The organism is Gemmatimonadaceae bacterium (assembly GCA_036504815.1).
Lineage (GTDB): Bacteria > Gemmatimonadota > Gemmatimonadetes > Gemmatimonadales > Gemmatimonadaceae > PNKL01.
The window spans coordinates 260,199-287,081 of the sequence record DASXUN010000021.1 but is presented as its reverse complement, the minus strand read 5'-3'; the positions used below and the strand labels follow the sequence as shown (position 1 = coordinate 287,081).

25 protein-coding genes, 1 other RNA gene and 1 pseudogene are annotated in these 26,883 nt (G+C 64.8%); 12 read left to right on the top strand and 15 right to left on the bottom strand.

Annotated features, from left to right (window positions below; translation table 11 throughout):
• Window positions 1-14: 14 nt before the first annotated feature.
• Window positions 15-194 carry a hypothetical protein gene (locus tag VGJ96_10925; protein HEY3287616.1) on the bottom strand — a complete coding sequence of 60 codons (180 nt, stop codon included), beginning with the start codon at window positions 192-194 and terminating at the stop codon, window positions 15-17.
• A 57-nt stretch (window positions 195-251) separates the two neighbouring features.
• Here VGJ96_10925 and upp point away from each other — a divergent pair, with 57 nt between their 5' ends.
• Complete coding sequence (gene upp / locus VGJ96_10920) at window positions 252-878, top strand: uracil phosphoribosyltransferase (protein ID HEY3287615.1); 627 nt, start codon at window positions 252-254, stop codon at window positions 876-878.
• A 170-nt stretch (window positions 879-1,048) separates the two neighbouring features.
• Window positions 1,049-1,993 (top strand): DUF2268 domain-containing putative Zn-dependent protease, encoded by a 945-nt coding sequence (locus tag VGJ96_10915; GenBank protein HEY3287614.1) that lies wholly within the window; start codon window positions 1,049-1,051, stop codon window positions 1,991-1,993.
• Between the two features lie 50 nt (window positions 1,994-2,043).
• Here the strand turns inward: VGJ96_10915 and mnmE are convergent, their stop codons facing one another.
• The 5 genes and pseudogenes from mnmE to rpmH form a co-directional block, all read right to left on the bottom strand.
• Entirely contained in the window at window positions 2,044-3,408 is a 1,365-nt protein-coding gene (gene mnmE / locus VGJ96_10910; GenBank protein ID HEY3287613.1) for a tRNA uridine-5-carboxymethylaminomethyl(34) synthesis GTPase MnmE, read from the bottom strand.
• 201 nt (window positions 3,409-3,609) lie between these two features.
• A complete protein-coding gene (gene yidC / locus VGJ96_10905) occupies window positions 3,610-5,316 on the bottom strand; it encodes a membrane protein insertase YidC (protein ID HEY3287612.1) in 1,707 nt (568 codons plus the stop codon).
• Between the two features lie 18 nt (window positions 5,317-5,334).
• Window positions 5,335-5,544: a membrane protein insertion efficiency factor YidD gene (gene yidD, locus VGJ96_10900; protein HEY3287611.1), complete on the bottom strand. Its 210-nt coding sequence runs from the start codon at window positions 5,542-5,544 to the stop codon at window positions 5,335-5,337.
• Window positions 5,541-5,876: pseudogene (rnpA, locus tag VGJ96_10895) on the bottom strand (ribonuclease P protein component). The gene yidD and the pseudogene rnpA overlap by 4 nt, the downstream one beginning before the upstream one ends.
• Before the next feature lie 25 nt (window positions 5,877-5,901).
• Window positions 5,902-6,066 carry a 50S ribosomal protein L34 gene (gene rpmH, locus VGJ96_10890; GenBank protein HEY3287610.1) on the bottom strand — a complete coding sequence of 55 codons (165 nt, stop codon included), beginning with the start codon at window positions 6,064-6,066 and terminating at the stop codon, window positions 5,902-5,904.
• A gap of 387 nt (window positions 6,067-6,453) precedes the next feature.
• Between rpmH and dnaA the strand changes: the two genes are divergently transcribed.
• Both dnaA and dnaN read left to right on the top strand, forming a co-directional pair.
• Window positions 6,454-7,848, top strand: coding sequence for a chromosomal replication initiator protein DnaA (dnaA, locus tag VGJ96_10885; GenBank protein ID HEY3287609.1), 1,395 nt, complete (start codon window positions 6,454-6,456; stop codon window positions 7,846-7,848).
• Between the two features lie 233 nt (window positions 7,849-8,081).
• Window positions 8,082-9,191: a DNA polymerase III subunit beta gene (dnaN, locus tag VGJ96_10880; GenBank protein HEY3287608.1), complete on the top strand. Its 1,110-nt coding sequence runs from the start codon at window positions 8,082-8,084 to the stop codon at window positions 9,189-9,191.
• Between the two features lie 194 nt (window positions 9,192-9,385).
• Here the strand turns inward: dnaN and VGJ96_10875 are convergent, their stop codons facing one another.
• Entirely contained in the window at window positions 9,386-10,246 is an 861-nt protein-coding gene (locus VGJ96_10875; GenBank protein ID HEY3287607.1) for a hypothetical protein, read from the bottom strand.
• 281 nt (window positions 10,247-10,527) lie between these two features.
• Window positions 10,528-10,894, bottom strand: an RNA gene (rnpB, locus tag VGJ96_10870) — RNase P RNA component class A.
• Between the two features lie 183 nt (window positions 10,895-11,077).
• On the opposite strand from rnpB, the gene VGJ96_10865 reads away from it, so the two are divergent.
• Together VGJ96_10865 and VGJ96_10860 are read left to right on the top strand one after the other, a co-directional pair.
• Window positions 11,078-11,956 carry a helix-turn-helix transcriptional regulator gene (locus VGJ96_10865; GenBank protein ID HEY3287606.1) on the top strand — a complete coding sequence of 293 codons (879 nt, stop codon included), beginning with the start codon at window positions 11,078-11,080 and terminating at the stop codon, window positions 11,954-11,956.
• Window positions 11,957-12,174: 218 nt separating this feature from the next.
• Complete coding sequence (locus VGJ96_10860) at window positions 12,175-12,567, top strand: GxxExxY protein (protein ID HEY3287605.1); 393 nt, start codon at window positions 12,175-12,177, stop codon at window positions 12,565-12,567.
• A gap of 232 nt (window positions 12,568-12,799) precedes the next feature.
• On the opposite strand, the gene pyrE is transcribed toward VGJ96_10860, so the two are convergent.
• Window positions 12,800-13,354, bottom strand: a complete 555-nt coding sequence (pyrE, locus tag VGJ96_10855) for an orotate phosphoribosyltransferase (protein HEY3287604.1) — start codon at window positions 13,352-13,354, stop codon at window positions 12,800-12,802.
• Between the two features lie 21 nt (window positions 13,355-13,375).
• On the opposite strand from pyrE, the gene VGJ96_10850 reads away from it, so the two are divergent.
• Window positions 13,376-14,467 carry an ATP-binding protein gene (locus tag VGJ96_10850; protein HEY3287603.1) on the top strand — a complete coding sequence of 364 codons (1,092 nt, stop codon included), beginning with the start codon at window positions 13,376-13,378 and terminating at the stop codon, window positions 14,465-14,467.
• A 224-nt stretch (window positions 14,468-14,691) separates the two neighbouring features.
• Here the strand turns inward: VGJ96_10850 and VGJ96_10845 are convergent, their stop codons facing one another.
• Complete coding sequence (locus VGJ96_10845; GenBank protein ID HEY3287602.1) at window positions 14,692-15,609, bottom strand: serine/threonine-protein kinase; 918 nt, start codon at window positions 15,607-15,609, stop codon at window positions 14,692-14,694.
• Window positions 15,610-15,736: 127 nt separating this feature from the next.
• Here VGJ96_10845 and VGJ96_10840 point away from each other — a divergent pair, with 127 nt between their 5' ends.
• From VGJ96_10840 to VGJ96_10820, 5 genes are all read left to right on the top strand, one after another.
• Complete coding sequence (locus tag VGJ96_10840) at window positions 15,737-17,113, top strand: GWxTD domain-containing protein (protein HEY3287601.1); 1,377 nt, start codon at window positions 15,737-15,739, stop codon at window positions 17,111-17,113.
• Between the two features lie 309 nt (window positions 17,114-17,422).
• The gene (locus VGJ96_10835; GenBank protein HEY3287600.1) at window positions 17,423-17,620 is read left to right on the top strand and encodes a cold-shock protein; all 198 of its coding nucleotides are present in this window, start codon (window positions 17,423-17,425) and stop codon (window positions 17,618-17,620) included.
• Between the two features lie 113 nt (window positions 17,621-17,733).
• Window positions 17,734-20,622, top strand: a complete 2,889-nt coding sequence (gene polA, locus VGJ96_10830; GenBank protein ID HEY3287599.1) for a DNA polymerase I — start codon at window positions 17,734-17,736, stop codon at window positions 20,620-20,622.
• Window positions 20,623-20,857: 235 nt separating this feature from the next.
• Complete coding sequence (locus VGJ96_10825; GenBank protein HEY3287598.1) at window positions 20,858-21,241, top strand: prepilin-type N-terminal cleavage/methylation domain-containing protein; 384 nt, start codon at window positions 20,858-20,860, stop codon at window positions 21,239-21,241.
• Between the two features lie 77 nt (window positions 21,242-21,318).
• Entirely contained in the window at window positions 21,319-21,531 is a 213-nt protein-coding gene (locus VGJ96_10820; GenBank protein ID HEY3287597.1) for a hypothetical protein, read from the top strand.
• 239 nt (window positions 21,532-21,770) lie between these two features.
• On the opposite strand, the gene VGJ96_10815 is transcribed toward VGJ96_10820, so the two are convergent.
• The 5 genes from VGJ96_10815 to VGJ96_10795 are packed head-to-tail and all read right to left on the bottom strand — an operon-like array spanning window position 21,771 to window position 26,842.
• Window positions 21,771-22,685 carry an ABC transporter permease gene (locus VGJ96_10815; GenBank protein HEY3287596.1) on the bottom strand — a complete coding sequence of 305 codons (915 nt, stop codon included), beginning with the start codon at window positions 22,683-22,685 and terminating at the stop codon, window positions 21,771-21,773.
• The gene (locus VGJ96_10810) at window positions 22,682-23,698 is read right to left on the bottom strand and encodes an ABC transporter permease (GenBank protein HEY3287595.1); all 1,017 of its coding nucleotides are present in this window, start codon (window positions 23,696-23,698) and stop codon (window positions 22,682-22,684) included. The genes VGJ96_10815 and VGJ96_10810 overlap by 4 nt, the downstream gene beginning before the upstream one ends.
• Window positions 23,699-23,709: 11 nt before the next feature.
• The gene (locus VGJ96_10805) at window positions 23,710-25,149 is read right to left on the bottom strand and encodes an ATP-binding cassette domain-containing protein (protein ID HEY3287594.1); all 1,440 of its coding nucleotides are present in this window, start codon (window positions 25,147-25,149) and stop codon (window positions 23,710-23,712) included.
• A complete protein-coding gene (locus VGJ96_10800; protein ID HEY3287593.1) occupies window positions 25,146-25,919 on the bottom strand; it encodes a Nif3-like dinuclear metal center hexameric protein in 774 nt (257 codons plus the stop codon). The genes VGJ96_10805 and VGJ96_10800 overlap by 4 nt, the downstream gene beginning before the upstream one ends.
• On the bottom strand, window positions 25,916-26,842 hold the full coding sequence (locus tag VGJ96_10795) for a BMP family protein (protein HEY3287592.1): 927 nt from the start codon (window positions 26,840-26,842) through the stop codon (window positions 25,916-25,918). Before VGJ96_10795 ends, VGJ96_10800 begins: the two co-directional genes overlap by 4 nt.
• Window positions 26,843-26,883 lie beyond the last annotated feature (41 nt).

Here is a 26,883-nt window from a genome sequence, read left to right as displayed (position 1 = left end):
GCGCGATCTCCGGGTTACTTGGTGTCGTTCGTCGCCTGTCGCTGGAAGATCACCGTGATGCGCTGGTTGTCCTGCGACATCATTGCGGGCTCCCAGCCGCCGCGGCTGCGCTCGTTCAGCAGGTCGGTCAGCGCGTCTTCATCGTCGCGCACGCGGTCGGCGACGCGGAGGATTACGGCTTGGTATTCTTTCATGCCCGCGAAGATACTAGCTTTGCGCCGGATGGTCACCACCTCGAGCCCTCTCCGCCCATGGCGCTCACCGTCATTGAACACCCGCTGATCCAGCACAAGCTGTCGATCCTGCGCGACAAGTCCACGCCCACCAAGCTCTTCAAGGAGTTGGTTGACGAAATCGCCATGTTGATGGCCTTCGAGGCGACGCGGCACCTACCGCTCGAGCCGGTGACCATCGAGACTCCGTTGGAGACCATGCAGGCTCAGCGCCTCAAGGGGTACGAGCCGGTGCTGGTCCCCATCCTGCGCGCCGGACTGGGAATGGTGGACGGCATCAGGGCGCTGATGCCGTCGGCCCGCGTGGGTCATATCGGTCTCTACCGCGACCACGAGACGCTCGAGCCCATTGAGTACTACTTCAAGGTCCCGCCCGACCTCGGCCAGCGCGATGTCTTCGTGCTCGACCCCATGCTCGCCACCGGCGGGTCCGCCGTGGACGCCATCGCCAATCTCAAGGCGGCCGGCGCACGTCGCATTCGCTTCATGTGCCTCGTCGCCGCCCCCGAGGGCGCCGAAAAGCTCGTCACCGCTCACCCTGACGTCCCCGTCTTCGCTGCGTCGCTCGACCGCGAGCTCAATGAGAACGGCTACATCCTCCCAGGCCTTGGCGACGCGGGCGATCGGCTCTTCGGCACAAAGTAGCCGCCGTCGGTGTGCTCGCGATGCCCTTGAAGATGTGACCTCCGTTCCCTTCTGGGCGTCTCTGGTTTGGTAACCCGTGCCCTTGTTCGCACTCACGTGCGGTCCTATCTTGCCGAACGTCGCGAAGTTTCTCGAAGATCGCTGACCGCGACGCGCCGCTACCCCAGACGATGCTCATCAATCTCGTCCCGGACTTCTTGACGGTCCTGCAAAGCACCGATCCGGTGGCAGCCTACCAGCGCTACTTCGAAACGCATCGCCCGCTGCTCGAGGCGTACTGGCACAATTACGTGCTCGATCCAAGCGGTCCGCATTTCCAGGATGTCGTGCGTGAGGCGGTGTACGCTGACCGTGACGACCTGCGCGCGATGCTCGACCGCGTGGACATTGCAGTGCTGGCGCGCTCTGCCGAGGAGCAGTGCGCAGCGCTCTTTGAGTTGGACTCACGAGTGGACGTCGTTCTCATGGTCGGCGTGGGCGGCGCCAACGCCGGCGAATTGGTCGTTGGCGGCAAGGGGCTTGCCTTTGCCTGTCTCGAGCATTTTACGGGCGTCGCGAACACGTCAACCCGTGGACTCGGACTCGAGCCTGAATTGCTCCCGATGTGGCTATCGCATGAGCTCGCACACGCAGTGCGATACACGTCGCCGAAGAGCCGCAGCGCCATGAAACAGTTCATCGGTGAGCAGGGCGGCTACTATTCTTACTGGGAAACCGGCCGGCACGTAGCCCTGCGTGAGCATCTGGTGAACGAAGGCCTCGCCGTGCAGGCCGCGCGCCTGCTTAGCCCTGGTCATGCGCCGTGGGAATATTTTGGCTTCCAGCGTCGCCAGTACGTGCGCACGCGCGAGATGGAGCCGATTCTGTTCCGCTCCGTGGCTGAAGAGCTGGACCACGCCGCCCTTGGCCTGCGCCTGCGCTGGCTTTCTGGTGGAATGAGCGACGATGCGCGTACTATCGATCGGTATGTGATCCCGGAACGGGCCGGATATTTTCTGGGCGCGCGGCTCGTTGAGGACGCCATTACCGAACACGGGATCGCCAGATGTCTCCGAATGTCGGCACAGGAGCTGCTCGGGATGGCACCGGAAGAGATGGTGGCCAGAACGGCGTAACTACCGCGCTCCGGCTTCGCGGTCAGGATCCATCGCTCACGAAGGATCCCTTACTTCCCGACACAGAACGTCCGAAAGACCCGTTCCAGTACGTCATCCACGTCGACCGCCCCGATCAGTGACTCGAGCGCGGTAACTGCGGCCCGCAGATGCGTCGCCGCCACTGGTGCGGGCAGTGTTTCGGCCTCCCAAGCCCATCGAAACGCGCGCAATTCCTCCGTCGCCCGCTTCAGCGCTGCTTCATGCCGCGCCCGCGTGATGAGGGGGATCTCGTCCGTTGGCGGTGCAACCTGATCGGTGAGCGCCTTTCGGATCGCCGCGCGGAGCACATCCAGCCCCTCACCCGTTACGGAACTGACCGCCGTCTCGTCGACAGAATTCCCGCCTCCGGACGGAACGCTGTGCGCCGGCCTCCGTGACGAGGAGGCTCGAAGGTCGCGCTTCGTCGTCACGGGAATCACCACCCCGACGGTCAGGTGCCTCACCGCCTCCACGGTCGCCGCGAGCGCCTCCGGTGTCTCCGCACACGCCAGCACCACGTGCGCTTGCGCGAGATATCGCTCGCTGACTTCGATGCCCATGCGCTCCAGCACATCGCCGCTTGCGCGGAGTCCCGCTGTGTCCACAAGGCGCAGGGGATATGGCGAGTCGTCCACCAGGACCTCGACGGCATCGCGCGTCGTCCCTGGCACTTCGCTGACGATCACGCGCGCCTCGCCCACCAGCGCGTTGAGCAGGGCGCTCTTGCCGGCATTCGGCGGTCCGGCCAGCACCACCAGCGCGCCATCCCGGCCGAGTGCCGCTGCCGGCAATGTCGCCAGGAGCCGCTCCACCTGTGCGATGACCTCATCGCACGCGGCGACGACGCGCGTGCGGCTCAGCGGCCCGTGATCCTCCGACGGAAAGTCGATGTCATACGCAATCAGGGCGTCCACCTGCAATAGGGCATCACGCAAGGCGCCAAGGCGCCCGGAAAACGCACCATCCAGTTGGCGGACCGCCGCACGGTGAGCCGCGCGGGTCCGGGCATCAATCAGGTCCGCCACCGCCTCGGCTTGCACGAGATCCAGCTTCCCGTGCAGCACCGCGCGCTCGGTGAATTCGCCAGGGAGCGCGGGCCGAGCCCCGGCCGATACGCAGGCCTCGACTACCAGCGCGCTGACCAGCGATCCGCCGTGTACGGCGAACTCCACCACATCCTCGCCGGTGTATGAATGCGGCGCCTGAAACCAGGTCACCAGCCCGTGGTCGATCAGTTGCGCGGGTGTGTCGGGCGCGTGCAGCGATGAAAGCACCACCGCGCGGGCCCCCATCGGCACCGGCACCGCCACGCGCCGGGTGATGGCCAGCGCGTCGCGCCCACTGAGCCGCACGACCGCGATCGCTCCGCGCCCCGCAGCGGTGGCGCACGCCACAATGGTGTCATCGGCCCTGAGCGGCATGCGTCAATTTACCTCGGCCATGGTGGCCAGGGAGCGCACTGCGCGCGCTGTAGTCTCAAAGAACACGGCGCGCCACGCAGAACCCTGCGCGGCGCGCCGTCGTTACTCAAGTATTTGCAGCCTCCGTGCAACTCCGCGCGCTCCGGTCTCCGTGATGAAAGAGCCCGTGGAATATCACCCCGTCTTTGTCTTCTTCAGTCTCTCGCTTGCGATCATCCACTGCTGCGGCAGCGCCGCCAGGTTTTGCACCGTGTAGTACAGGTTCAGCCCCGACGCGAAGTTGATCAGGAAGAACGTCATCATCGCCGGCATGAGGTACGCCATCATCTTCGCCTGCGGGTTCGGCGGTGCATTGCGGATGCCGATCCAGCTCAGCACGTACATCGACGCGCCCATGAGCAACGGGAGGACGTAGAGCGGATCCTTGAGCGAGATATCCGGAAGCCACATGAACGACACGCCGCGGAATTCGATGGTGTTCTGGAAGACGAAGAACAGCGCGAACAAGATCGGCATCGGCAGCAGCATCGGCAGGCAGCCGAGCAGCGGGCTGAGCGGGCTCATCCCGTGCTCGGAATACAGCTTCATGATCTCCTGCTGCTGCTTCTGCGGGTCGCTCTTGTATTTCGCCTGCAGCGCCTGCAGCTCCGGCTGCAGCACCTGCAGCTTGAGGCTCGCGCGCATCGCCTTCTGGTTGAGCGGCCACATCAGCAATCGGATGACCACGCCAAAGATGATCAGCACCCAGCCGTAGTTCATCTGCGTGGTGCGCTTCATCCAGAGCAGCGCGCGCATCACGATGGTCGCGAACGGCTGCACCACCCCCTGCAGGAAGCCGCCGTACGGGTTCGCGTTCTCGAAGTCGCGGCCGAGCGCGCGCATGCGCTCCCATTCCTGCGGCCCCACATAGAGATCGAACGTTGTCGTCCCGTCGGCCGCGAGCGGCAGCACCGCCGTCGCCTGTCCACGCGTCGCCAGCTTCTGCGTGCGCGTGCCGCCCGTGAAGTTCACCTCGGCAATGGTCGGCGCCTTCTCCTGCGCCAGCATCCCGACGAGGAAGTACTTGTTCTTCGCGATCGCCCAGTACATCGGCCCCGCCTCGAGCCGCTGTTCGCCGGGATCAAGTTTCCGGAACGGAATCCCCTTCGCGCTTCCCTTCTGCGGCTTTACCGCGTACGCCAGCGAGTTGATATCGCCCAGCGTGTCCCCTTCCTGCGACACGAACCCAGTCGGCAGGTCGGCCAGCAGGAAGGCCGGCGGCGCGGCGCCGTGTACCGTCGCCCGCACCGTGGTCAGGAAATTCTGCGGGGCAATTGAGTAGTGCAGCGTTACATCGACGGCGCCGCTCACCGCATGGAGCGTCAACTCCTGCGCGCCGTTCGCCTGCGTGCTGCGCGTCGGCGTGAAGAGCACCTTCGAAAGATCGATCGTGTCGCGTCCGGTGAGCAGACGATAGCGCAGCAGTGGCTCATTGCGCTGATGGATCGAAACCGGGCCCTTCTTCGCCCCCAGGCTCGTGAACCCTGGCAGTTCCACCTCAATTGGCGCCGCACCGAGCGTCGAGAAGTGGATGTGGTTCACGGCGGTGTTGACGGTCACCGTTTCGGCGGCTGCCATCGCAGGAGCGGAGGCTACCGTCGGGCCCGTGCCTGTGCCCGTGCCCGCGGTTAGTTGTTGTGCCGCCCCGATCGCCCCGCTTGACGCGCCGGGCGCTGGGGCTGTCGCCGGTGCGACCGTGGCGGCGCCCTGTGTCGCGGCCGCGCTGTCAGCGACAACGGCAGCCGCCGCCGGCGGCGCAACCTTGGGACGCGGAAACAGGTAGGGCGTGGCGACGATCACCAGCCCCGAAAGCGTAAACGCGAGAAAGAGCTTCTTATCCATCGGCGGTGTGCGTGCTCGTCAGGGCACCGGGTCGTAGCCGCCCGGCCGGAACGGATGACAGCGCGCTATGCGCTTCAGCGCGAGCCACCCACCACGCAAAGCGCCATGCTTCTCCAGCGCTTCGATGGCATAGTGAGAACAGGTTGGATAATAGCGACACGCCGCCGGCAGCAGCGGCGACAACGCCACCTGGTAACCACGAACGAGGAGGATCAGCAGGAGTTTCACTCGGCCCCCTCCGGACCGCCTGGTGGCAGCTTCTTCAGCACCTGCCGAAGCGTTGTGCGCAGTTCGTCGAAGCTCGCCGCGTACGCCGTCGGGTTCGCGCGAATGACGACATCAAGAGCCCCGAGGGCTGGCAGCAGTTCCGTTCGCGCCAACTCCCGCAACCGCCGTTTCACCGTGTTTCGATCCACCGCCGAATGGCCGAAGCGGGGCACAACCACTCCGATGCGAGGGCCATGCAGAGGGGAAGCGATGTGTCGCACCTCGAGCTGCGCGGTGCGAATTCGCTTCCCCTGAACACGTACGGCCTCGAGCTCTCGTTCGCGGGTCAGTCGCGACGCGCGAGTGAGGCGAAGGCGATTAGGCGCCGGCGTACTTCGACGGGAGCTTCACAGTGAGGCTCTTCCGCCCCTTCTTGCGGCGGCGGCTGAGCACCTCGCGCCCCCACTTGGTTTCCATCCGGGCACGGAATCCGTGCGTCTTGATGCGGCGCTTGTTCCGTGGACGGTAGGTCGGCTTGCCCATATAAACTCCAAAATGCGTGGCTTCACTTCGTAGACAGAACGCTAAACGTAGTCGCGAGATGGAGATAGGTCAAGTCAGCCAATCTGGTTTGGACTCACGAGCGTTGACTTTTCCACATCGGGCTCATAACCTCGGCTCCCTCGTGGGTCCGCGGCTTTTTTCACCACGGAGACACGGAGGTTCATAGAGGGCCACGGAGAACTGCGACTTCTTGGGGGAACTGCGCTTGCCACTCCAATTTCTGCTCGGCGCGCTGTCGTTACCCCCAGTTTCTTGTAGTCCTCCGTGGCCCTCATCAGTCCTCCGTGCCTCCGTGGTGAAAAAGTCCAGCTAGCCACACCGAAGCCAGCCAGATCAGTCTCTGCTCTATCCTCTTGTTGTAGAACGATGAGTCTTTCCCCCAGCGACGCCTGGGCTCGCCTGCTCGATCGCGCGCGCGACCATATCCCCGCCCATACCATCGACCAGTGGCTCGCGCCGCTGGCTGCGCTCGAATTCGACGACCAACGGCTGACGCTCGCCGCCCCCGACCAATTTGCGGTCGATTGGGTTTCGTCCAAACACTCGCAGTACCTCGAAGGCCTCGCTCCAATCTGCCTCGGCCATCCCGTTCAGCTCGTCCTGAAAGTCCAGGATGAGCGCCGGACGCGCTCGCAAATGGACCTGTTTGTTCCACAGAATGGAGCCAGCATAGAGCCAGTATCGGTAGATAATACCGTTGTATTGAGCCAGTTGAACGAACGGTACACGTTCGACCACTTTGTCATCGGCAAGTCCAACGAACTTGCGGCGGCCGCTGCTGCCGCGGTCGGCGAAGCCCCGGCCACCTCCTACAACCCGCTCTTCATCTACGGCGCCACCGGGCTGGGCAAGACTCACCTCATGCAGGCCATCGCGCACCGCATCATCCAGCGCGACCCGGGCGTGCGGGTCACCTACATCACCGCTGAGCAATTCCTCAACGACGTCATCAACTCCATCGAGACCCGCTCGATGAACGAGTTCAAGCGTCGTTACCGGCAGTCCGATCTCTTGCTGGTCGACGACGTGCACGTGCTCGCCGGCAAGCAGCAGACGCAGGAAGAGTTCTTTCACACCTTCAACGCGCTCTACGAGGCGGGACGCCAGATCGTCCTGACTTCTGATCGTCCTCCCTCGGAGATTCCGCGACTCGAGGACCGCCTCAAGAGCCGCTTCGAGTGGGGAATGGTCGCCGACGTCTCGGCCCCTGACCTCGAGCACCGCATCGCCATCCTGCGCCGCAAGGCGCTGATGGATCACCTCGAGCACACCATCCCCGACGAGGTCCTGCATTTCATCGCCGATCACGTCCAGGCCAACGTGCGCGAGCTTGAGGGGTCCATCATCAAACTCCTCGCCTATTCGTCGCTCCGGCATCGCGTGGTGACCGTTGACCTCGCCCGTGAGGCGCTGCGCGACAAGATCCGCTCCGCCGAGGCCGCCGCCCCGCCCCGCACCACCCGCCAGGACAAGGTGCATCAGGTCCAGCAAGCCGTGGCCGCCGAGTGGGGGGTAACGGTGGATGGACTGACCTCCAAGACGCGAACCAAGGTCCTGACCGTTCCGCGCCAGGTTGCCATGTACCTCACGCGCGAAATCCACGGCCTCCAACTCGTCGAGATCGGCGCCGCTTTTGGCGGCCGTGACCATTCGACGGTCATCCACTCGTTGGAGCGCGTAGCGGACATGGCCAAGGAAGACGCCGTGTTCCGGGGGCGTGTGGAAAAGGTGAGGGAAACTGTGCGTCATACTCATTGGTGAACATCGGCCAGCGGACAGCCCCTATGTGACATATGTTCCACCCATTAGACCCGCACGAATCCACAGCCATTCAACGAGACCGGAAGGCAGGAAAGTGCAAGTAAATGAACCACTTGTATTGCTTTTCCACTTTCCACACGCTACTACTACTACCGCCACGTTTTTCAAATTCCTATGGATTGGTTAAGGAGTTCGTGCCAATCCCCACGTGACCCTCAGCACACCCACTAGGTATGCGGTTCACGATCTCTCGCGAGAAGCTGCAGGAAGGGTTGAACGCCGTGGCTTCGTCGGTTCCTACAAAGACGACGCTGCCGGTGCTGGCCAACCTGCTTGTCCAAACCACGGACAAGGGAATTCGCATTTCGGGCACCGATCTCGATATCGCGGTGTCAACGGAAGTGACGGCCGACGTGGAATCAGCCGGCGCGATCACGATCCCCGCCAAGAAGCTTTCTGAAATCGCGCGCGAGCTGCCCGCGGCGCCGGTGCGCATTTCGTCGTCGGGGGATCAGCGCATCTCACTCGAGTGTGGTCGCTCGAAGTTCAAGTTGCTTGGACTCCCGAAGTCCGAGTTCCCGTCGTTCCCCGCGGTGAACTTCGACAAGAGCATCCGGATTCCGTCAGGTGAGTTGCAGAAGCTCATCGCGCACACCGCCTTTGCCGCCTCCACCGAAGAAAGCCGGCCCATTCTCAACGGCGTTCTTTGGGAACTGCGTGCTGACGTGATGCGGATGGTCGCCACCAACGGCCATCGCCTGGCGAAGATGGAAGTCCCCGTGCGCGGCACGGGCGATCATGCGGACCTCATCATCCCACCGAAGGCGCTCGAGCAGATTCGCCGGCTCTTCCCGGCCGAAGAAGAGCTCGAAGTCGCGCAGGGCGAGAACCACCTTGGTTTCCGCTCGCCGTTCACCGCCGTCTTCACGCGCCTCATTGAAGGGCCGTATCCCAGCTACGATCAGGTCATCCCCAAGGACAACGATAAGATCGTCACCATCGACAAGGCCGCGTTCATCAGCGCGCTGAAGCGCATGTCGGTGGTTGCCTCCGACCAGACGCACCGCATTCGTCTGTCGTTCAACGCCGGGATGCTGAAGTTCAACGTCTCCACCCCCGATCTTGGCGAAGCCCAGGACGAGATGGCGATCCGTTACAACGGCGACCCCCTCGAGATCGGTTTCAACGCGGCGTACTTGCTCGAGATCCTGCGCTTCCTCCCCACCGACGAAGTGAAGGTCAGCTTCAAGGCTCCCGAGCGCGCAGCGACCATCGAACCGGAGGGCTGGAACGACCCGGCCAAGTATCTCTGCCTGCTGATGCCGTTGCGGCTCGTCGACTAGGCTTTTTCACCACGGAGGCACGGAGGAAAGGCTGAGGGCCACGGAGGACTGCAACTTCTTGGGGTTACAGCGCGCGCCACGCAATAGTCTGCGTGGCGCGATGTCGTTACCCCAGTTGCAGCAGTCCTCCGTGGCCCTCCGTGCTCTTCCGTGTCTCCGTGGTGAAAAAGGCATTGTGCCACACCAAACCAAGTTCACCACGTGAGCGTAAGCACCGAGCTCTGCCGCACGCTCTGAGAACGCCGGCTGCTTCTGAGGGAGAACGACAGCGAAGAGCTGCCTGACGCGCGGACGAAGTGACCGGCCGCTGGATCAAAGAGGTACGTGATGCTCCCGCTCGACTCGCCGGCGATCGTCACCTTCTCGCCGAACTGGTCGCCTTCGCCAGTCAGCCGACCGCGCGCCGAGCGTTCAACGACGACAAGCACCCGCTGCCCGTTCTCGACTTCCGCGCGCCGCACCACGAACCGGCGCACGCTCGTGCCGCGCAGCGGGACCCGATCGCGGCACGACAGGGTGTGTACCGTGTCGGTCCACTGCTGACCGACTGACAGCGTCGTCGGCACGACCGCCCACGCATCCTGCAGGCCCTGCACGGAGCTCAGCGCCGGGTCGGTGCACGCGGAGGCCTCCGTGGGGAGCGTGAAGCCAAGCGCGCTTGAAGTCGGCGTAGCCGTCGCCGAGAACGGACGTGCAAGCCGCAATCCCGCCGGCGTAGCAGGAACGGACGCACCCACCGCGACACGATAATCCGTCAGCTGGCCATCGACCTTCCGTGGCGCTCGTGCGGTCCAGGTGTACGACGCGGCAAGCGTGGCTTTCACCGTATCGGTGCGCACCACCGTGTCGCCCGAGATCACCACGGTTGCATCGGTGGTGATGATCACTTTCTCTGATCGCGCCGGAACGCCGACCGTCCACGGCCCGCTCGTGTTCAGCACAACCCCCGCCGCCGTCGTCACCGGCGTCGTCGGCACCGCTCGCCCTCCGCCCCCCGAAACGCACGCCGAGAGCGCAACCGCCAGCACGAGTACGAGGCTACGAGGTTGTGTCATATCCAGAAGATGATCTCCGCGGGTTTGGATAACTACCCCACAAGCGCGGGGTTTCTTCACCACGGAGGCACGGAGGAAAGGCTGAGGGCCACGGAGAACTATTACAACTTGGGGTAACAACAGCGCGCCAAACATGCTCTGGCGTGGCGAGCGCAGTTCCCCCAAGAAGGTGCAGTTTCTCCGTGGCCCTCCGCTTTTCCTCCGTGCCTCCGTGGTGAAAGAGCCCAGCGTGGCGCACAAAGAGAAATCCCTGCTGAGGCACGAAGCCAACAGCAGGGATGGAAATCGGCCGGCCTATAAGCCGGGTTCTGTCGGAACCGAAGTCCCGGACGGTCATTTCTCTGGGCGTACGGTCGCCCGCACGCTCTAGCAGCCAACCCGCGGCGTCTTGATCGCAGAGGACTGCTGCTCGCCGCCTATTTGGCCTTGCTCCCGCTGGGGTTTGCCTTGCCACGCATGTTGCCACGCGCGCGGTGGGCTCTTACCCCACCATTTCACCCTTACCTCCGCTTGCGCAAAGGCGGTGTCTTTTCTGTTGCACTGTCCGTCACATCTTACGATGTGCCCAGGCGTTACCTGGCAGCGTGTCCATGGAGCCCGGACTTTCCTCGGCGCGTTTTCACGCGACGCGACCGTCCGGCCGACCGACCTCCAGTCGAAAGATAGCAGTTTCAAGGCTCGAAAGCGGGTTTTGGGATATCGGTTCAGGTGACGTTCCGGCCTCCTGGCCCACCGCAGCGGTGACAGATGGACCGGAAACGCCGCCAGGCGATGACGCTGCGATGACGGCGCAACAAATCGTGCAGGCAGACCTCAACCTCGGAGGCTGCCATGACCGCTCGCTTCGCGCCGTCGCTTGCTCCCGCCGTGCTCACGTGGGTCGAGCCCAACGATCGTCCCCGTGTCGACGCGGCGGGCAGCGGCGTCTATCGTGCCGTGCACCACGACTCCGTAGATGCGCTTCGTCACGAAGTACGCCGCATCGCCCCTGCTGCTGTCTTCATGTCGGTCGGACGACCCCTGACGGACCACGCGCCGGGCGTGGCCCGACTGGTGCGCGAGTTTCCGCGGGTTCCGATGGTGGCCCTCCTCTCGCGCGTCGACCAGAGCACGCCACACGCCGTGCTGAATCTGGGCAACTGCGGCATCCGCAACCTGGTGGACGTGCGCGACGCCACCGGATGGCATCGCCTGCGCGACTTTGTTGCGCGCGAAGCCGTCGGTGAAATCGACCGTCTCGCGCTGGCGATGTTGCGCGAGGAACTCGAAGGAGCGCCGGACGACTGCTGGAGGTTCTTCGAGGCGCTCTTTCACGGACGTCAGCCAGTGACGACGGTCCGCACCCTGGCGCGTGCGCTGCAGGTGCTGCCCAGCACGCTGATGAGCCGGTTCTTCCGCGCCGGCCTTCCGGCGCCGAAGCGGTATCTCGCCTGGGCGCGCCTAGTGCGCGCCGCGCGCCTGCTCGAGAACCCGGGCCTCAGCATCGCCGATGCGTCAAACCAGCTCGAGTACTCGTCGGCCCAGAGTTTTGGCCGGCACGTCAAGACCGTGCTGGGCATTACCGCGGGCGAGTTTCGCCGAGCGCACGACGGCCAGGCCATGCTCAACCGGTTCCGTGACGAACTCTTGCGTCCGCACCGCGACAAGTTGCTCGACCTGCGCCCGCTTTCCGGCCGCCCCCTTGGCCGGCCGCGTCAATCGGCGGCATAGCTGGGCTTTTTCACCACGCTGGACTTCTTCACCACGGAGGCACGGAGAACTACTTGAGAGCCACGGAGAACTACTACGGCTAGGGTAACGACATCGCGCCACGCATGACTTTGCGCGGTGCACGTGGTTCCTCCAAGAAGTTGTAGTCCTCCGTGGCCCTCAGGCAGTTCTCCGTGCCTCCGTGGTGAAAGAGCTATCGTCCAACCACTGAGACCTCAATGCCATCGCCGGACCTGAAGCTCGAACCAGACGTGCTCACCGAACGAGTAATTGGCGCGGCCATTGAGGTGCATCGGCACCTTGGGCCCGGGCTGCTTGAATCGGTGTACGCCACGGCAATGGAGCAGGAACTAGTCGCCCGAAATATCGACTTCGCCAGCGAGGTGATGCTTCCCGTCTCGTACAAAGGCGCCACGTTGGACGGTCTGTTGCGAATCGACTTGGTGGTCGACCGGGATCTCGTGGTGGAGCTGAAAGCCGTCGATACTGTGCTTCCCGTGCACTGCGCCCAACTGCTGACGTATTTGCGTCTTGGCGGCTTCAGCAGGGGCCTGTTGATCAACTTCAACGTGATCAAGCTGGCGCACGGCGTCCGACGCTTCGTCAACTAGCTTTGCGTGGCACAACTCGTGCCTTTTTCACCACGGAGGCACGGAGAACTGCCTGAGGACCACAGAGGAATAACAACTTCTTGGAGGAACTGCGCGCGCCACGCAATGCTCTGCGTGGCGCGCTGTCGTTACCCTAGTGTTTGCAGTACTCCGTGGCCCTCCGGCATTTCTCCGTGCCTCCGTGGTGAAAAAACCGAGCGTCGCGCGTGGTGAAGAAGGCCAGAGTGCTACACTAAACCATCGCGGAAACGATCTCCCGGGCCCCCGCGAGCGACTCCACGGCGTACCCGGCCGCCTCGATCGCTTCCCGTCCCCCTTCCTCACGGTCGACCACGGCAAGCACGCCGACAATCACGCCGCCGGCCGTCTTGATTGCTTCGATCGCCTTCAGCGCGGAACCGCCGGTCGTGATCACATCTTCGATCACCACCACCTTGTCGCCCGCCTGAAACGGTCCTTCAATCAGCTTGCCGGTTCCGTGCGTCTTCGCTTCTTTCCTGACCGTGAACGCGCGGACCGGCGTCTTGGCGAGAGCGCTCGCATGCGCAATCGCATATGATACAGGGTCCGCGCCCAAGGTCAGCCCACCGACGGAATCGGGCGCCCAACCCCGCGCGCGAAATCGCGCGAGGGCCAGCGGACCGATGGCCGCCAGGCCGTCGGGGCTCATGGTGGTGAGCCGGGCGTCGATGTAAAGGTCGGATTGGCGTCCGGAGGCAAGCGTGAAATTGCCGCGGCGCGCGGAGCGCTGGGCAAGCATCTGAACGAGCGTGGCGTGGGGATCCATGAGGGCTGAGGTTATCCGAGCGTGATCGAGCGGTCAATGCCGGCACGGCGTCCGGGGCGGCGCCTGTCGCTGCTGGCGCTCGCCTTGGTCGTGGTGTGCGTGACAGCGGGACTGATCGTCGGCGATCATCTGGCCCGCCACGCCCTCGACGTCGGAGGGGCCGGCACGTCCGCGGCGGAGATCTGGCGCGATCGCATCGTCCTCTGGGTCTGTGCCCTTGGGGCGCTCGCGGCGCTCATCATCGCGCTGGTGCACGAACGCTCGCAGGCGCGACGCATCGCCGATCGCTCCGACGAACTCGAGCGCCTGTCTGCAGAACTGCTGCGCGCCAATCGGGCCAAGAGCGAGTTCCTGGCCAACGTTTCGCACGAGCTGCGTACGCCGCTCGCCGCCGTCGTTGGCTTCATCGACCTGCTCCGCGACGGCGCATATGGCGAACTCTCCGCACGGCAGGCAGGCCCGGTGGAGCGCATTGAAACCTCCGCCAACCACCTACGCGAGCTCGTGGACCAGATTCTCGACCTGTCCAAGCTTGCCGCCGGCCGTCTCGAGGTGTCCACCGAATCGCTCAGCCTGCGCGCGTTTGTCATCGACGTGGCGAGCGAGGTAGAGTCGCTGCTCAACGAGAAGGGGCTCGCCTTCAGCATCGCGGTGCCGGCGACGCTGCCCAAGGTGGACACCGATCCCACTCATCTGCGGCAAATCCTCGTGAACCTTCTCGGCAATGCCATCAAGTTCACGGAGCAGGGTACCATCACCGTGCGCGCGCTGCGTGTGCCGGATGGTGAGGTGGCGCAGATGGCCGGGCGTTCACGCCGCCGGCCGCTGCTGGCGGAAGGCGGGGCGTTCATTGCGCTGCAGGTGTGCGACACGGGAACGGGCATCGCCGAGCGTGACCAGGAAAGGATCTTCGAGGAGTTCGAACAGGTGAATGCCGGTCCGCGCGGCGATTCCATTCGGCGCGGCACCGGCCTTGGGCTCTCCATCTCCCGCCGGCTCGCGCGCCTGCTCGGTGGGGACATCACCGTGGAAAGCGATCTCGGTTCCGGCGCGACGTTCACCGTCTGGCTGCCGCTCGATCTCGTCGAGCCGCATCCAGCCATATCGAGATAGGGCGCGGGGCTTTTTCACCACGGAGGCACGGAGAACTGCCAGAGGGCCACGGAGGAACTACAACTTCTTGGGGGGAACTGCGAGCGCCACGCATTGATCTGCGTGGCGCGATGTCGTTACCCCTAGTTGTGCAGTTCTCCGTGGCCCTCAGGTCGTTCTCCGTGTCTCCGTGGTGAAAAAGTCCAGCGTGGCGACCGTGGTGAAAAAACGCACCCGAAAGCACCCTAGTCTCGCTTAAAGAGCCCCTTCATCTTCCCGAAGAATCCGCCGCTTTCCCCTGCACCTATTGCATCAGGGGCGAGCAACGCGGAGTGCAGCGCGCCGGAGAAGGTCATCACGTCGGAATACCGCGACTGGGGCGCACGTTCGAGCGCTTTCATCACCGTTTGCTCGACGGTCGCCGAGTACATCACGCCCTGCTTGGCCTTGTTCAACGCAAGTGGCGGTTGCGAAAGCAGTTGCGTGAACATCTCACGTGGCGTTCGCGCGGTGTACGGCAGCGCGCCGGTCAGCAACAGATACGCGATGGTGGCCAGGCTGTACTGGTCGGCGGCGGGCGTGACGATCTCTCCAGACAGAGCCTCGGGTGCCACATACATCAGCGTGCCCACAAAAAACCCGGCCCGCGTCAGCCGCTCATCCGGCGACACATCGGTCGCGGTCGCAATCCCGAAATCGAGCAGTTTCACGCTTCGCGTCGCCGGATCGTACATCAGGTTCTCCGGCTTCAGGTCGCGATGCACGATTCCTGCGGCATGCGCGGCGTTCACGGCTTCGGCGATCTGCTGGATGATGGTGGCAACCTCATCAGGCGGCAGCGGCGCGTTTCGCTTGGCGTACCCCTCGAGGATCTCACCCGGCGCCCATTCGATGGCGAGGTAATGGAGCCCATCGGGCGACTGGCCAGTTTCGATGGTGCGCACCACCTTGGGATGGATCACCCGTGTGCCGAACGTCGCCTCACGCACGAAGCGGGTGACCGCCGTCCGGTCCTGGCGCAAACGTTCGCGCAGTACCTTTACGGCGACGGAACCGTGTTCGGGGTGCTCGGCCTTGTAGACGGTGGCAGTGCCACCTTCTCCAACGCGGTCGAGCAAGAGATATCCGGCAATAGTCGTGCCGACGAGGGGGTCGCGAGCCACGCGGCGAACCTAACGGCGTGACACGGCGCTGGCAAGGAACGCAGGTGCTCTGAGAACCAATTTCCGGGGTACTGGATACATTATGCCGATGCTCCCTCGACCAATGAACGCCCGATTTCTGCCGCGCGTGACCCGAGGCGCCCTCCTCGGCGCGTGCCTTGTGCTGGCGGCCTGTGGTGGCCGCTCCAATCCGCCCGGCGGAGCACCAGCCCCGCGCCAGCCCGGCCTGGCGAACCGGCCCACCAGCGCGGGGCCGGAGTTCGACGCATCGCGCCTGTACACGCAGATGGGGTTCCTCGCCGCCGGCAACCCGCTGCCGTTCGTTGGCGCGGTCTCGTATCTCGCGACGACGAATTCGGACTCCACCGACGTCACCCTCGGGCTCTCTCTCTCGAACGCCTCCCTCGCGTTCGCGCGCGACGCCGACCGGTTCGTCGCCGGATACAGCGTGACCATCACGCTCCGGCAGGGCGGCACCGTCGTCCGTGACATCAGCGCGCATGAAGTGGTGCGCGTCGCGTCGTACAAGGAGACCACCCGACTCGACGAAAGCGTCGTCTTCCAGCAGGGGGTTGTCCTCGCCCCAGGCCAGTACGCGCTCGCGGTATCGGTGCGCGATGATGCGACCGCACGCGCGGCCTCGCAGGAGATGCTCATCGTCGTTCCGCGTCTTGGGTCGAACGGAACGCTCTCGACTCCGGCGCCATACCTGCAGGTCGTGCCACGCCGGTCACGCGCGACCGTGGCGGACCTGGTGGTGAATCCGCGGGCCACGGTGATTTTCGGGCGAGACACCACGATCGGCCTCTACGTGGAAGGTTACGGCGACGGCGCACGCATGCCACTCTCCGTGGAGGCGCGCAACGATGCCGGGCGGCTCATCTGGCGCGACACCCTCTCGCTGCCGCGCCGGGGAGACATTTTCAGCGGCGTGGCATACATCCCTGTGCCGAAGATCGGCATTGGGGTCTCTGTTGTGTCGATCTGGCCCACCGGACGGCCCGATACGACGCGCGCGCCCGTCTTCGTCACGTTTGGCGAAGGTCTCCCGGTCGCGAAGTTCGAGGACATGCTGGTCTACCTGCGCTGGTTCACCTCCCAATACCGCGTGAAGATGCTGCGCGACGCGGAGCCGGAGGCGCGTCCGGAGGCGTGGACCAATTTCGTGAAGGCCACCGACTCGAGTCCGCTGACCCCGGTCAACGAGGACCTGGTCGATTATTTCACGCGCCTGATGGAAGTGGCCTCGCGCTACCGTGAAGAAGGCACGCCGGGCTGGATGACTGACCGCGGCAAGGTCTTCCTCGGGCTAGGTGAGCCTGACCAGATCTATGACCAGGGACTCGCCGGCATGGGAACGCGCGGCCGCTCGCAAGTCTGGGAATACCGCCGGCTCAATGTCCAGTTGGTCTTCTACGATCAGACCGGCTTTGATCGCTGGCGCCTGACCAACTCCAGCGAGATGGAGTTCCAGACCCTCTGGCAGCGCCGCGTCAATCGATAAGCTCGGCGTGGCGCCTTGGCCTCTTTCACCACGGATACGCGGAGGAAAAGCCGAGGGCCACGGAGGACCACTACAACTCGGGGTAACGACATCGCGCCACGCAGATCATTGCGTGGCGCGCGCAGTTCCCCCAAGAAGTAGCAGTTCCTCCGTGGCCCTCAGCGTTTCTCCGTGTCTCCGTGGTGAAAAAGTCCAGCAATTCCACACAGAAAGCTTGCTTGACACCCGATACCGGCAGTCGTAAGACAATTGGGCGGGCCGGCTGCCCTGCCGGCTGACGCGAGGGATCACCGGGCGCAGGAGGCAGAAATGAAGGGGAAGGTGAAGTGGTTCAATGATGCCAAGGGCTATGGGTTCATCGAACAGGACGGCGGCGAGGATGTGTTCGTGCATTTCTCCGCCATCCAGATGGACGGGTTCAAGACCCTCGTCGAGGGCCAGGCCGTCGAGTTCGAGGTGAAGACCGGCGACAAAGGTCTCGCAGCCTCGACTGTCATGACCGTCTGACGGCGACCAGCCGAACGAACCACGCACTGCGCCACGGCCGCCTTCCCCTTGGGGACAGGCGGCCGCGATCGTTTTGGCTGGTATTCCCCCGACCCCCCGTCCAACTTTGAGCCATGTCGCAACCACCGGCGCCACGACTCTTCCTCGTTGACGGCTATGCGCTCATCTACCGGGCCTTCTTTGCGCTCGGCCAGCAGCCCCTGCGCAGCAGCCGCGGTGAGAACACCTCGATCGCGCGCGGCACCAACGACTTCATCGCGCGCCTCATCGAGAAGCACAAACCGGATTACCTCGGCTGGGTGCACGACAAGGGCCTCTCGTTCCGGCACGAACTGTATCCGGAGTACAAGGCAACCCGCGAACGCCTCGAACCGGAACAGCAGGTGGATTTCGACGAGGGGGTGGCCCGGGTCGAAGAACTTCTGGCCGGGTACAAGATCCCCATCCTGTCACTCGAGGGTTACGAAGCCGACGACGTGATCGGCACGCTGGCACGCCAGGCCGTGGGCGCCGGCGTCAACGCGGTGATCGTCTCGGGCGACAAGGACTTCGCGCAGCTCGTGCGCCCCGGCGTCTGGATCCTCAATCCGTGGCACGGCCGTCCGGGCGCCACCACGGAGAAGTGGTACGACACGGAGAATGTGGTCGAACGCCTCGGCGTTCCCGCCGAGCGAGTAATTGATTTTCTCGCGCTCAAGGGCGACTCGTCCGACAATGTCCCTGGCGTGAAAGGAATCGGCGACAAGGGCGCGACGGAGCTCATCGCGAAATGGGGTCCGCTCGAGAACATACTGTCCCACGTGGACGAGATCGAGCCAACCCGTGCCCGCAACGCCCTGCGCGAGTACGGGGCAAACGGGGTCCTGTCAAAGGAATTAGTAACAATTCGAGACGATTTGCCGGTCGCGCTCGACCTTGCCGCGCTCACGCTTGAGACGCCCGACTGGGCGCATCTGCGCGACCTGTTTGTGCACCTGGAGTTCACCACCGCGGCACGCAAGGCGGGAGTGCAGGCGGCCGCCGCGGGAAACACGACGCCGATGGCCGCGCCCGGTGACGCCGTCACTGGCGACACCCGTGAACAGGATGAGAGCGCCGCGACCCCAGTGTCCGAGGTGCGTTACACGACCGTGGATACGGTCGCCGCGATGAAGCGGCTCGTCGCGCGCTGCCGCGAAGTAGGGAGCATCGCCTTCGACACCGAGACGGTGCTCGATCCCGGCGCGCCGCCCATCGTCACGCCGTTGCGCGCGAATCTCGTGTCGATCTCCATCGCCGTCGCGCCGGGCGAAGCGTATTACCTGCCGTTCGCACACCGCGGCCTGCGGGCCGGACAGGGTGATCTCGACCTCGGCGACGCACCGCCGCCGCCGGTCGCCGCCGGGATCAAGAACCTCCCGCCGCTCCTCGGCGACGAAATGGCGCCGCTGCGCGCGATGCTAGAAGACCCGGCGGTCAAGAAAACCGCCCACAACGCCAAGTATGACCTGCTCGTGTTGCGGCGGGCCGGTGTGACGCTGCGCGGCCTGGATTTCGATTCGATGCTCGCCAGCTACGTTCACGATCCGGGCCGCCGGTCGCACGCCATCGATGCCCTCGCGCTCGAGTTCCTCGGCCGGTCCATGACCGACTACGGCGACCTCTGCGGCAAGGGAAAGAGTGCTATCGGGTTCGACGAAGTCCCGGTGGATGCGGCCCGCGACTATTCGTGCGCCGACAGCGACATGGCGCTGCAGCTTCGCGCCCGGTTTACCCCGCGTCTCGCCGAGCACGAACTGACCGCGCTGCTCCACGACGTTGAACTGCCGTTGGTGGAGGTGCTCGCCGACATGGAGTGGGCGGGAATCACCATTGACCTGCGGTGGTTTGCGTCGCTCAAGGAACGGTTTGCGCGCGAACGCGGCGCGGTGGAGCAGCAGATCTATGCCGCGGCGGGCGAGGAGTTCAACATCAACTCCAATCCCAAGCTGCGCGAAATTCTGTTCGGCAAACTGGGCCTGCCCATCAAGAAGAAGACGGCCACGGGCCCGTCCACCGATGCGTCGGTGCTGCAGGAGCTTGCGGACGAAGGGCACGCGTTGCCGTCGCTGCTGATGGAGTACCGCGAGCTCTCGAAGCTCGAGAACACCTATCTCGACACGCTCCCCGCCCTGGTGAATCCGCGCACCGGGCGCTTGCACACGTCGTTCAATCAGACCGTGGCGAGCACGGGCCGGCTCTCCTCCTCCGATCCGAACCTGCAGAACATCCCCATCCGCCGCGAACTCGGCCGGGCCATCCGCCAGGGGTTCGTGCCGCGCACGGGATGGAAGTTGCTCGCCGCCGACTACTCGCAGATCGAGCTGCGCCTGCTCGCGCATCTGTCGCACGACCCCGCATTTGTCACCGCATTCAAGGCGGGCGGCGATATTCACCGGCAGACGGCCTCGGTGATCTTTGGCGTTCCGCTCGCGGCCGTCACTTCCGAGATGCGCGCGCGCGCGAAGACGATCAACTTCGCGACCATCTACGGACAGGGTGCACACTCGCTGTCGCGACAGCTCAAGATCGAGCATGCGGAGGCGCGGGAATTCATCGACACGTACTTCGAGCGATTTGCAGGGGTTCGAACGTTCCTCGATAGCACGGTGGCGCAGGCCAAGCAGCGCGGCTACGTGGAGACAATCTTCCGTCGTCGCCGGTACATCCCGGAGTTGCAGGACCGCAACTTCAACATTCGGGCTTTCGGCGAGCGCACCGCGCAGAACTCCCCTATCCAGGGGTCAGCCGCCGACCTCATCAAGGTGGCGATGATCCATATTCACCGGGCCCTCACGACCTCGGGACTTCAGGCCACGATGTTGCTCCAGGTGCACGACGAACTCGTTTTCGAGGCGCCGGTGGATGAGCTCGATGCGCTGCGCATACTGGTCGAACACGAGATGACCACGGCCGTCGCACTCGACGTGCCGCTGGTGGTCGATATCGGCGTCGGTGACAACTGGCTGGACTGCAAGGCCTAGGGACAAATTGTCGCAGCTTGCGAGGATTTTGGCGAAACGAGCGATAGAAGGGGATGGTGGTTCAGGGTTCCCTTGAACGCCAACGCGTTGTAACATATACGCTTAGGGAAAGGAACTCGGCATGGCCCCAGCGTTGCGTTCTAAGGGCACAGCCAGTCCTTTGGCACGAGGATAGGGCCCCGTTGTTCCTGTGACCTACGACACAACCAGATCCCGGACGCCGAGCCAATCGATCATGACAGCACATCGCCGCGGATTCACCCTGATCGAACTGCTCATCGTCGTTGTGATCATTGGCATACTTGCCGCGATCGCAATCCCCAAGTTCCAGAGCACGAAGGGAAAGGCGAACGCCGCTTCGCTGAAATCGGACCTGCGCAACCTCGCCACCGCGCAGGAGGCGTACTTCTACGACAATTCAGCGTACGCCTCTGATGTAGCAGTGCTTCCCTTCAGCAAGTCGCCCGGTGTGGTGCTGACCATCACGACCGCCACCGGCTCTGGCTGGGCCGCGATCGCGACGCACCCGGCATCGTATCCGCTGACCTGCGCCTTGTATCAAGGCAACGTCTCTGCGCAAACCCCGGCAACTGTCGAAGGGTTGATCGGCTGTCAGTAGGAATCCCCGAACCCCGCTGGCCGGCCGTTCCCCCGTGGCGTGAGTTCGAACGCCGCCGCGACGGAATGATGTACGCCATGTCAGGCGGACTGTGGCTGCACCGGCACATCTGGCAGGGGCGTGCGATGGCGCACCTCGTGTCCGTCGATCGCGAGCGCCTGATTGACGTGGCGCTCGCCATTCGTCTCCCCGTCGAGCGACTCCAGTTCAAGCCGCTCAAGGATCCCGCGACCGGCCTGCGTCGCGACGCCTGGCATTTCGACCTCGGCGGGCCTTTTCTTCCGCCGTAGGGCTGGGTTCGGCGTGGCGACTTGGCCTTCTTCACCACGAAGGCAAGCTAGCTTTCTTCACCACGGAGGCACGGAGAACTACCTGAGGGCCACGGAGGAACTGCAACTTCTTGGGGTAACAGCGCGCGCCACGCATAGCGCTGCGTGGCGCGATGTAGTTAACCCCAGTTGTGGCAGTTCTCCGTGGCCCTCAGCTTTTCCTCCGTGCCTCCGTGGTGAAAAAGTCCGCGCGATCGCTTCTAATCCGTCAGGGCGACGCCGAGCGATGCCGGCGCGGCGGCGCGACGCGGGGTGCCGGCAAGCACCAGCAGCGTGAGCACATATGGCAGGGCCAGGAACAACTGGTATGGCACCGGCCATCCGAGTGACTGGAAGACGTACTGCAGTTGGCTTGCGGCACCGAACAGGAGCGCGGCGCCGGCCACTCCAACCGCGGACCAGCGGCCCAGCACGACGATGGCGATGGCGATGAAACCCCGCCCAGCCGACATTCCCTCGCTGAAGGTGCCAACCTGTGCGAGCACGAGCACGCCGCCAGCGAGGCCACCCATCGCACCCCCGAACATCAGCGCCAGCGCGCGGACGCGCCGTGGGGAAATGCCGGCGGCCATGGCCGCCTCCGGCCGCTCTCCTGTGGCGCGCAGTGCAAGGCCAGCCTGCGTGCGGCCCATCCACCACCACAGGGCCACCGCGAGCGCGTAGAGCACGTAGGTGATGACCGGTTGCTCGAAGAACGCGCGCCCAAGCAGCGGGATCTGCGACACGCCAGGCACAGCCACCGGTCCGATCGTCGGAACCGACAGCGCCGCTCCGGCCGTGCCGTACAACGCACGATACAAGGTGCCGGTCAGCCCCAGTGCGAGCATTGTCACCGCCGTGCCGGCAATCACAGCATCGGCGCGCAACCAGAGGACAACCAGCACCATGAGCATCGCGGTGGCGCACCCGGCAACGGCCGCCGCCGCAAAGCCGCCGCCAACTCCCCCGATGCCGGCGCCAACCAGTGCGCCGAAGGCGCCGGCGATCATCGCCCCCTCGAGGCCGAGATTGATGACCCCGGCGCGTTCGGTGATCAGTTCGCCGTACGCCGCCAGCGCGAGCGGCGTCGCGGTGCGCACCGATGCCTGGAGGAACTCCGCGGTGTCGATGCTCACAACCGCCGTCCTCCTTCGCGAGCGCGCTCAAAGGCCAGCACGCCAAGAATGATCATCGCCTCAACGACCGCGGCAAGGACCGACGGGACGTTGGCATCGCGCTGCATGGCGGCAGCACCCGCCTCCAGCGCGCCAAACAGCAAGGCCGAGGCAATGATGGCCAGTGGGTGAAGCCGCGCGAGCAGGGCAACGGCTATGGCGCTGTAGCCATAACCGGGCGACAACCCCTCGTACAACGCGAATGTCACGCCGGTTGCCTCGCTGGCGCCGGCCAGTCCCGCCAATGCGCCGCTGGCGAGAAAGACTACCGCGAGCGTGCGGGTGGGCCGAATGCCGCCGGCGCTCTGCGCGGCACTGAGGCTGGCGCCCACGGCACGCACGCGAAACCCCGCTGCGGTCTGCGTCAGGATCCACCACGTAGCCACCGCCAGCGCAACGGCAAGGACCAATCCGAGGTGCACACGATGGCCGTCGATCAGCGCCGGTAACCGCACGGCCGCAGAGAGTTCCACCGTCTGCGGATAGATGCGTGTCGGTTCCTGCAGCGGACCGCGGACCAGCCACGACACGCCATACGCGGCGACGAAGTTGAGCATCAGCGTGCTGATGACCTCCAGCACGCCAAACCGGAGCTTGAGCCACCCCGCCACTCCCGCCCAGGCCGCCCCCGCGACGACACCAGCTCCCAAGGTGAGCGGCAGCGCCACGACTCGCGGCCAATCGCCCACCGAAAGACCGACGGCGACGGCCGCCGCGGCGCCGGCGAGCAGTTGTCCTTCGGCACCGATGTTCAGCACACCGGCGCGAAACGCGATTCCCACCGCCAGGCCTACGAACAGCAAGGGCGTGGCACGAACCAGCGTTGCGGAAAGCACGGCGTACGGCGTGCCGAACGCACCGTTCCAGAGCGCGGCGAGCGCCTGCGCGATGTCATACCCGCCGGTCCAGAGCATGCCCAGGACCGCGACAATAGTCGCTGCCACCGTCGCCGCGGCGATCACGCGTGGGGTCATGGGGCGGCCGGTCACGCGGCACCCACCAGGGCCGCGGCCACCGCGGCGCGCTCCACCGGTAATTCGCGAACCTGTCCGGCGAAGACAACCAGCATCCGGTCGACGATGGGCAGGAGCTCGTCGATATCGGCGGAGTAGATGACCACCGAACTGCCAGCGGCCGCACTCGCCGCGCATTCGCGCAGGACATGGCTGGTGGCCCGAATGTCGAGGCCACGAACCGGGTTCTCGGCGACAATCAACGACGGATGCTCGTCGAGTTCTCGACCCACCACGAACTTCTGCTGATTGCCGCCCGAGAGCGCGGCGAGAGGGCTGGCGGGAGATGGCGCGCGCACGTCGTGCCGCATCATCACCCCGGCCGTCTGTGCAGCGATGGCGGACCACAGCAACCGGCCTCGACGCGCCCCAGCGCCGCGCAACGCCAGGTTCTCGGCGAGTGTGAACGCCTCGATCACTGCGTCACGCAGTCGATCCTCGGGGATGAACCCGATGACCGATGGCAGCGTGGCCGAGCCACCACTGGGCGTCAGGCGACCCGCGAGCAATCGCAACAGCTCGTGAACGCCCGATCCCTCCACCCCGACGACCCCGATCATTTCGCCGGCATGGCACTGCACCGTCGCGTCGTGGAGACGCAGCACGCCACGGGAATCGCGAACACTCGCTGCCTCGAGCCGGGCAACACAGGCGCCGGGTGCACTGGCGCGCGTGCGCGGCGCGAGCTCAAGGTCCTCCGTATCGTCGCCGGTCATTGCCCGGATGAGCGAGGGAACATCAAGGTCGGCCGCCGGCACCGTGGCCACATTGCGTCCATGGCGCAATACCGTGACATCGTCCGCGATCGCCAACGCCTCCTGCAACTTGTGCGTCACCAGCACCGCCGTTCCGCCGTCCGCCACGAAGCGTCGCAGCCAGGAAAGGAGTTCATCGCTTTCCCGGGGAGTGAGCACGGCCGTCGGTTCGTCGAGAATCAGGGTCCTCGCGTTTCCGTACAGTGCCTTGAGAATCTCCACGCGTTGCTGCGCACCGACGCTCAGGGAATCCACGCGGGCACCGGGGTCAATCGACAGCCCGGTCCGCTCGGCGAGCTGCCGGACGCGAGTCGCCACATCCCGCTCGCGCAACAGGCCGCTTCCACCGAGCGCGATGTTCTCGGCGACCGTCATCGCCGGCACCAGGGTGAAGTGCTGATGCACCATGCCCAGGCCAAGCGCGATGGCATCCCTGCTCGACGAGAGCGTGATCGGCGTGCCGTTCAGGGAAACGTTTCCCGCGTCGGGACGCACCATGCCGAAGGCGACACGCATCAGCGTGGTCTTGCCGGCCCCGTTCTCGCCGAGCACCGCGTGCAGGGTGCCGCGACCCACGCTCAGCGAGGTCGAGGTCAGCGCCCGCACGGCGCCGTAGCGCTTGTCTATCGCGTGCAGCGCGAGCGCGAAGTCGCTCACAACCCGGTTGGAGCCGGCACAAACGACCACGGGACGCCAGCCTGCTCCGCCATCCAGGCGGCGAGCGCCTGTACGCCAAGCGTCTCCGTGGCATAGTGCCCTGCATAGATGATCACGAGCCCCTTCTCATCGGCGTCCACCGCACTCCAGTGCGGCCCTTCGCCCGTGATGATCGTGTCAAGGCCAAGCTCCGTGGCTTCCCGCATCGTCTCGGCGTTTACTCCCGCGCCAGTCACCACGCCCCAACGATGCGTCCGTCGCCCCGCGTCGTGCGGCGACGCCATTGCGTGCCCGCCGTGCGTGCGAGCGAAGCGGTCGCACGCGGCAATCAGGTCATCGGTGGCGAGCGCGGCCTGGCCGTGCACGCCACAGAAGATCGTCTGATAGCGGGCGAACCCTCCCTCCGGTTCCAGTCCCAGAGTGCGCGCCAGCAGAACAGAGTTGCCCATCGTCTCGTGCGCATCGAGCGGGAGGTGCGCCGCATACAACGCCATGTCGTGCTCGAGCAATGCGCGCACGCGCTCCAGGTGCGGGCCGGTCAGCGGCTGGAGGCCGCCCCAGAAGAGACCGTGATGAACCACCAGTAGGTTGGCGCCGGCCTCCACAGCCCCTCGGATAGTGCGTCGCGAGCAGTCGACCGCGGCAGCGATACGCCGAACCGGAGTGCGGTTGTCCACCTGCAGCCCGTTGAGGGCGGGGGTGTAGTCGGGGGTCTCGCGGCAGCGCAACAGTTCGTTGGCGCGCTGCGCCAGCTCAGCGGCCGCGTTCATGGCATCCTCGGAATTCGCGGCGGTACGACCGGCTTGAACGTTCCATCCCGCATATGCTGCTCGATGGAATCCACCATCTGAAGCGCCCGCGCGGGAACGACGGTTTTCATCGTCGGGTTGAACACCCATTTCATGACACCGCTTTGCGTGTCAAGAACGTGCACGCGAGGCGTGAACGCGCCGCTCTTCACTTCGCGGGCAATGGACATGAACGCCACGGGCAGATCGATGACCACGGAGCCCAACGTGACATTCGGGGCGATGGCATTCTGGTCGGCATTGGACCCGATGACGTAGACGCCCTTCGTTTCCTTGGCGGCCTGGAAGATGCCAAGGCCGGCGGCGTCGGCGTTCTGGTAGATGACATCCACACCCCGGGCGATCTGCGCCAGTGCCTGTTCCTTGCCGGCGCCGGCGTCTTCCCAGTTGCCGATGTAAGCCGTCACCACGGTCGCCTTCGGATTGACCGCGCGCACACCCTGAACGAACGACGCAAAGCCTGACTTCACCGGCGGGAGTTCGGTTCCGCCGATGCAGCCGATCAGCCCTGACTTGCTCACGCTGGCGGCGACAATCCCGGCAAGATACGAAGGCTGCTCAAAAGCAAACGACATCGCCGCCACGTTACGGCTCGTGCGCGTTCCACCGGTTGTGACAAAGACCGTCTTCGGAAAGGCCGGTGCGACCCGCGCGGCAGCATCTTGGAACTCAAAGCCATGTCCGAAGACCAGCGAATATCCCTTGGCGCCGTACTGACGGAAGTTCTCCTCGAATTCCGCCGGCGTCTTGGTCTGGATGTGACTGATGTGCGCGCCCAGCGAATCGCGAATGCGCTGCAACCCCTCATACGCTCCCGCATTCCACGACTGGTCGGAGATCGGACCCGGCGTGAGAAGCGCTACCGAGAAAGGAGCACTATCCACCGCCTTGCTGGAATCCCGCGGTGCCGAACACGCCACAGAAA

Coding starts and splice junctions, on each gene's coding strand:
- VGJ96_10925 (HEY3287616.1), bottom strand. CDS start 194: ATGAAAGAATACCAAGCCGTAATCCTCCGCGTCGCCGACCGCGTGCGC.
- upp (HEY3287615.1), top strand. CDS start 252: ATGGCGCTCACCGTCATTGAACACCCGCTGATCCAGCACAAGCTGTCG.
- VGJ96_10915 (HEY3287614.1), top strand. CDS start 1,049: ATGCTCATCAATCTCGTCCCGGACTTCTTGACGGTCCTGCAAAGCACC.
- yidC (HEY3287612.1), bottom strand. CDS start 5,316: ATGGATAAGAAGCTCTTTCTCGCGTTTACGCTTTCGGGGCTGGTGATC.
- rpmH (HEY3287610.1), bottom strand. CDS start 6,066: ATGGGCAAGCCGACCTACCGTCCACGGAACAAGCGCCGCATCAAGACG.
- dnaA (HEY3287609.1), top strand. CDS start 6,454: ATGAGTCTTTCCCCCAGCGACGCCTGGGCTCGCCTGCTCGATCGCGCG.
- dnaN (HEY3287608.1), top strand. CDS start 8,082: ATGCGGTTCACGATCTCTCGCGAGAAGCTGCAGGAAGGGTTGAACGCC.
- VGJ96_10875 (HEY3287607.1), bottom strand. CDS start 10,246: ATGACACAACCTCGTAGCCTCGTACTCGTGCTGGCGGTTGCGCTCTCG.
- VGJ96_10865 (HEY3287606.1), top strand. CDS start 11,078: ATGACCGCTCGCTTCGCGCCGTCGCTTGCTCCCGCCGTGCTCACGTGG.
- VGJ96_10860 (HEY3287605.1), top strand. CDS start 12,175: ATGCCATCGCCGGACCTGAAGCTCGAACCAGACGTGCTCACCGAACGA.
- pyrE (HEY3287604.1), bottom strand. CDS start 13,354: ATGGATCCCCACGCCACGCTCGTTCAGATGCTTGCCCAGCGCTCCGCG.
- VGJ96_10835 (HEY3287600.1), top strand. CDS start 17,423: ATGAAGGGGAAGGTGAAGTGGTTCAATGATGCCAAGGGCTATGGGTTC.
- polA (HEY3287599.1), top strand. CDS start 17,734: ATGTCGCAACCACCGGCGCCACGACTCTTCCTCGTTGACGGCTATGCG.
- VGJ96_10825 (HEY3287598.1), top strand. CDS start 20,858: ATGACAGCACATCGCCGCGGATTCACCCTGATCGAACTGCTCATCGTC.
- VGJ96_10820 (HEY3287597.1), top strand. CDS start 21,319: ATGTCAGGCGGACTGTGGCTGCACCGGCACATCTGGCAGGGGCGTGCG.
- VGJ96_10810 (HEY3287595.1), bottom strand. CDS start 23,698: ATGACCCCACGCGTGATCGCCGCGGCGACGGTGGCAGCGACTATTGTC.
- VGJ96_10800 (HEY3287593.1), bottom strand. CDS start 25,919: ATGAACGCGGCCGCTGAGCTGGCGCAGCGCGCCAACGAACTGTTGCGC.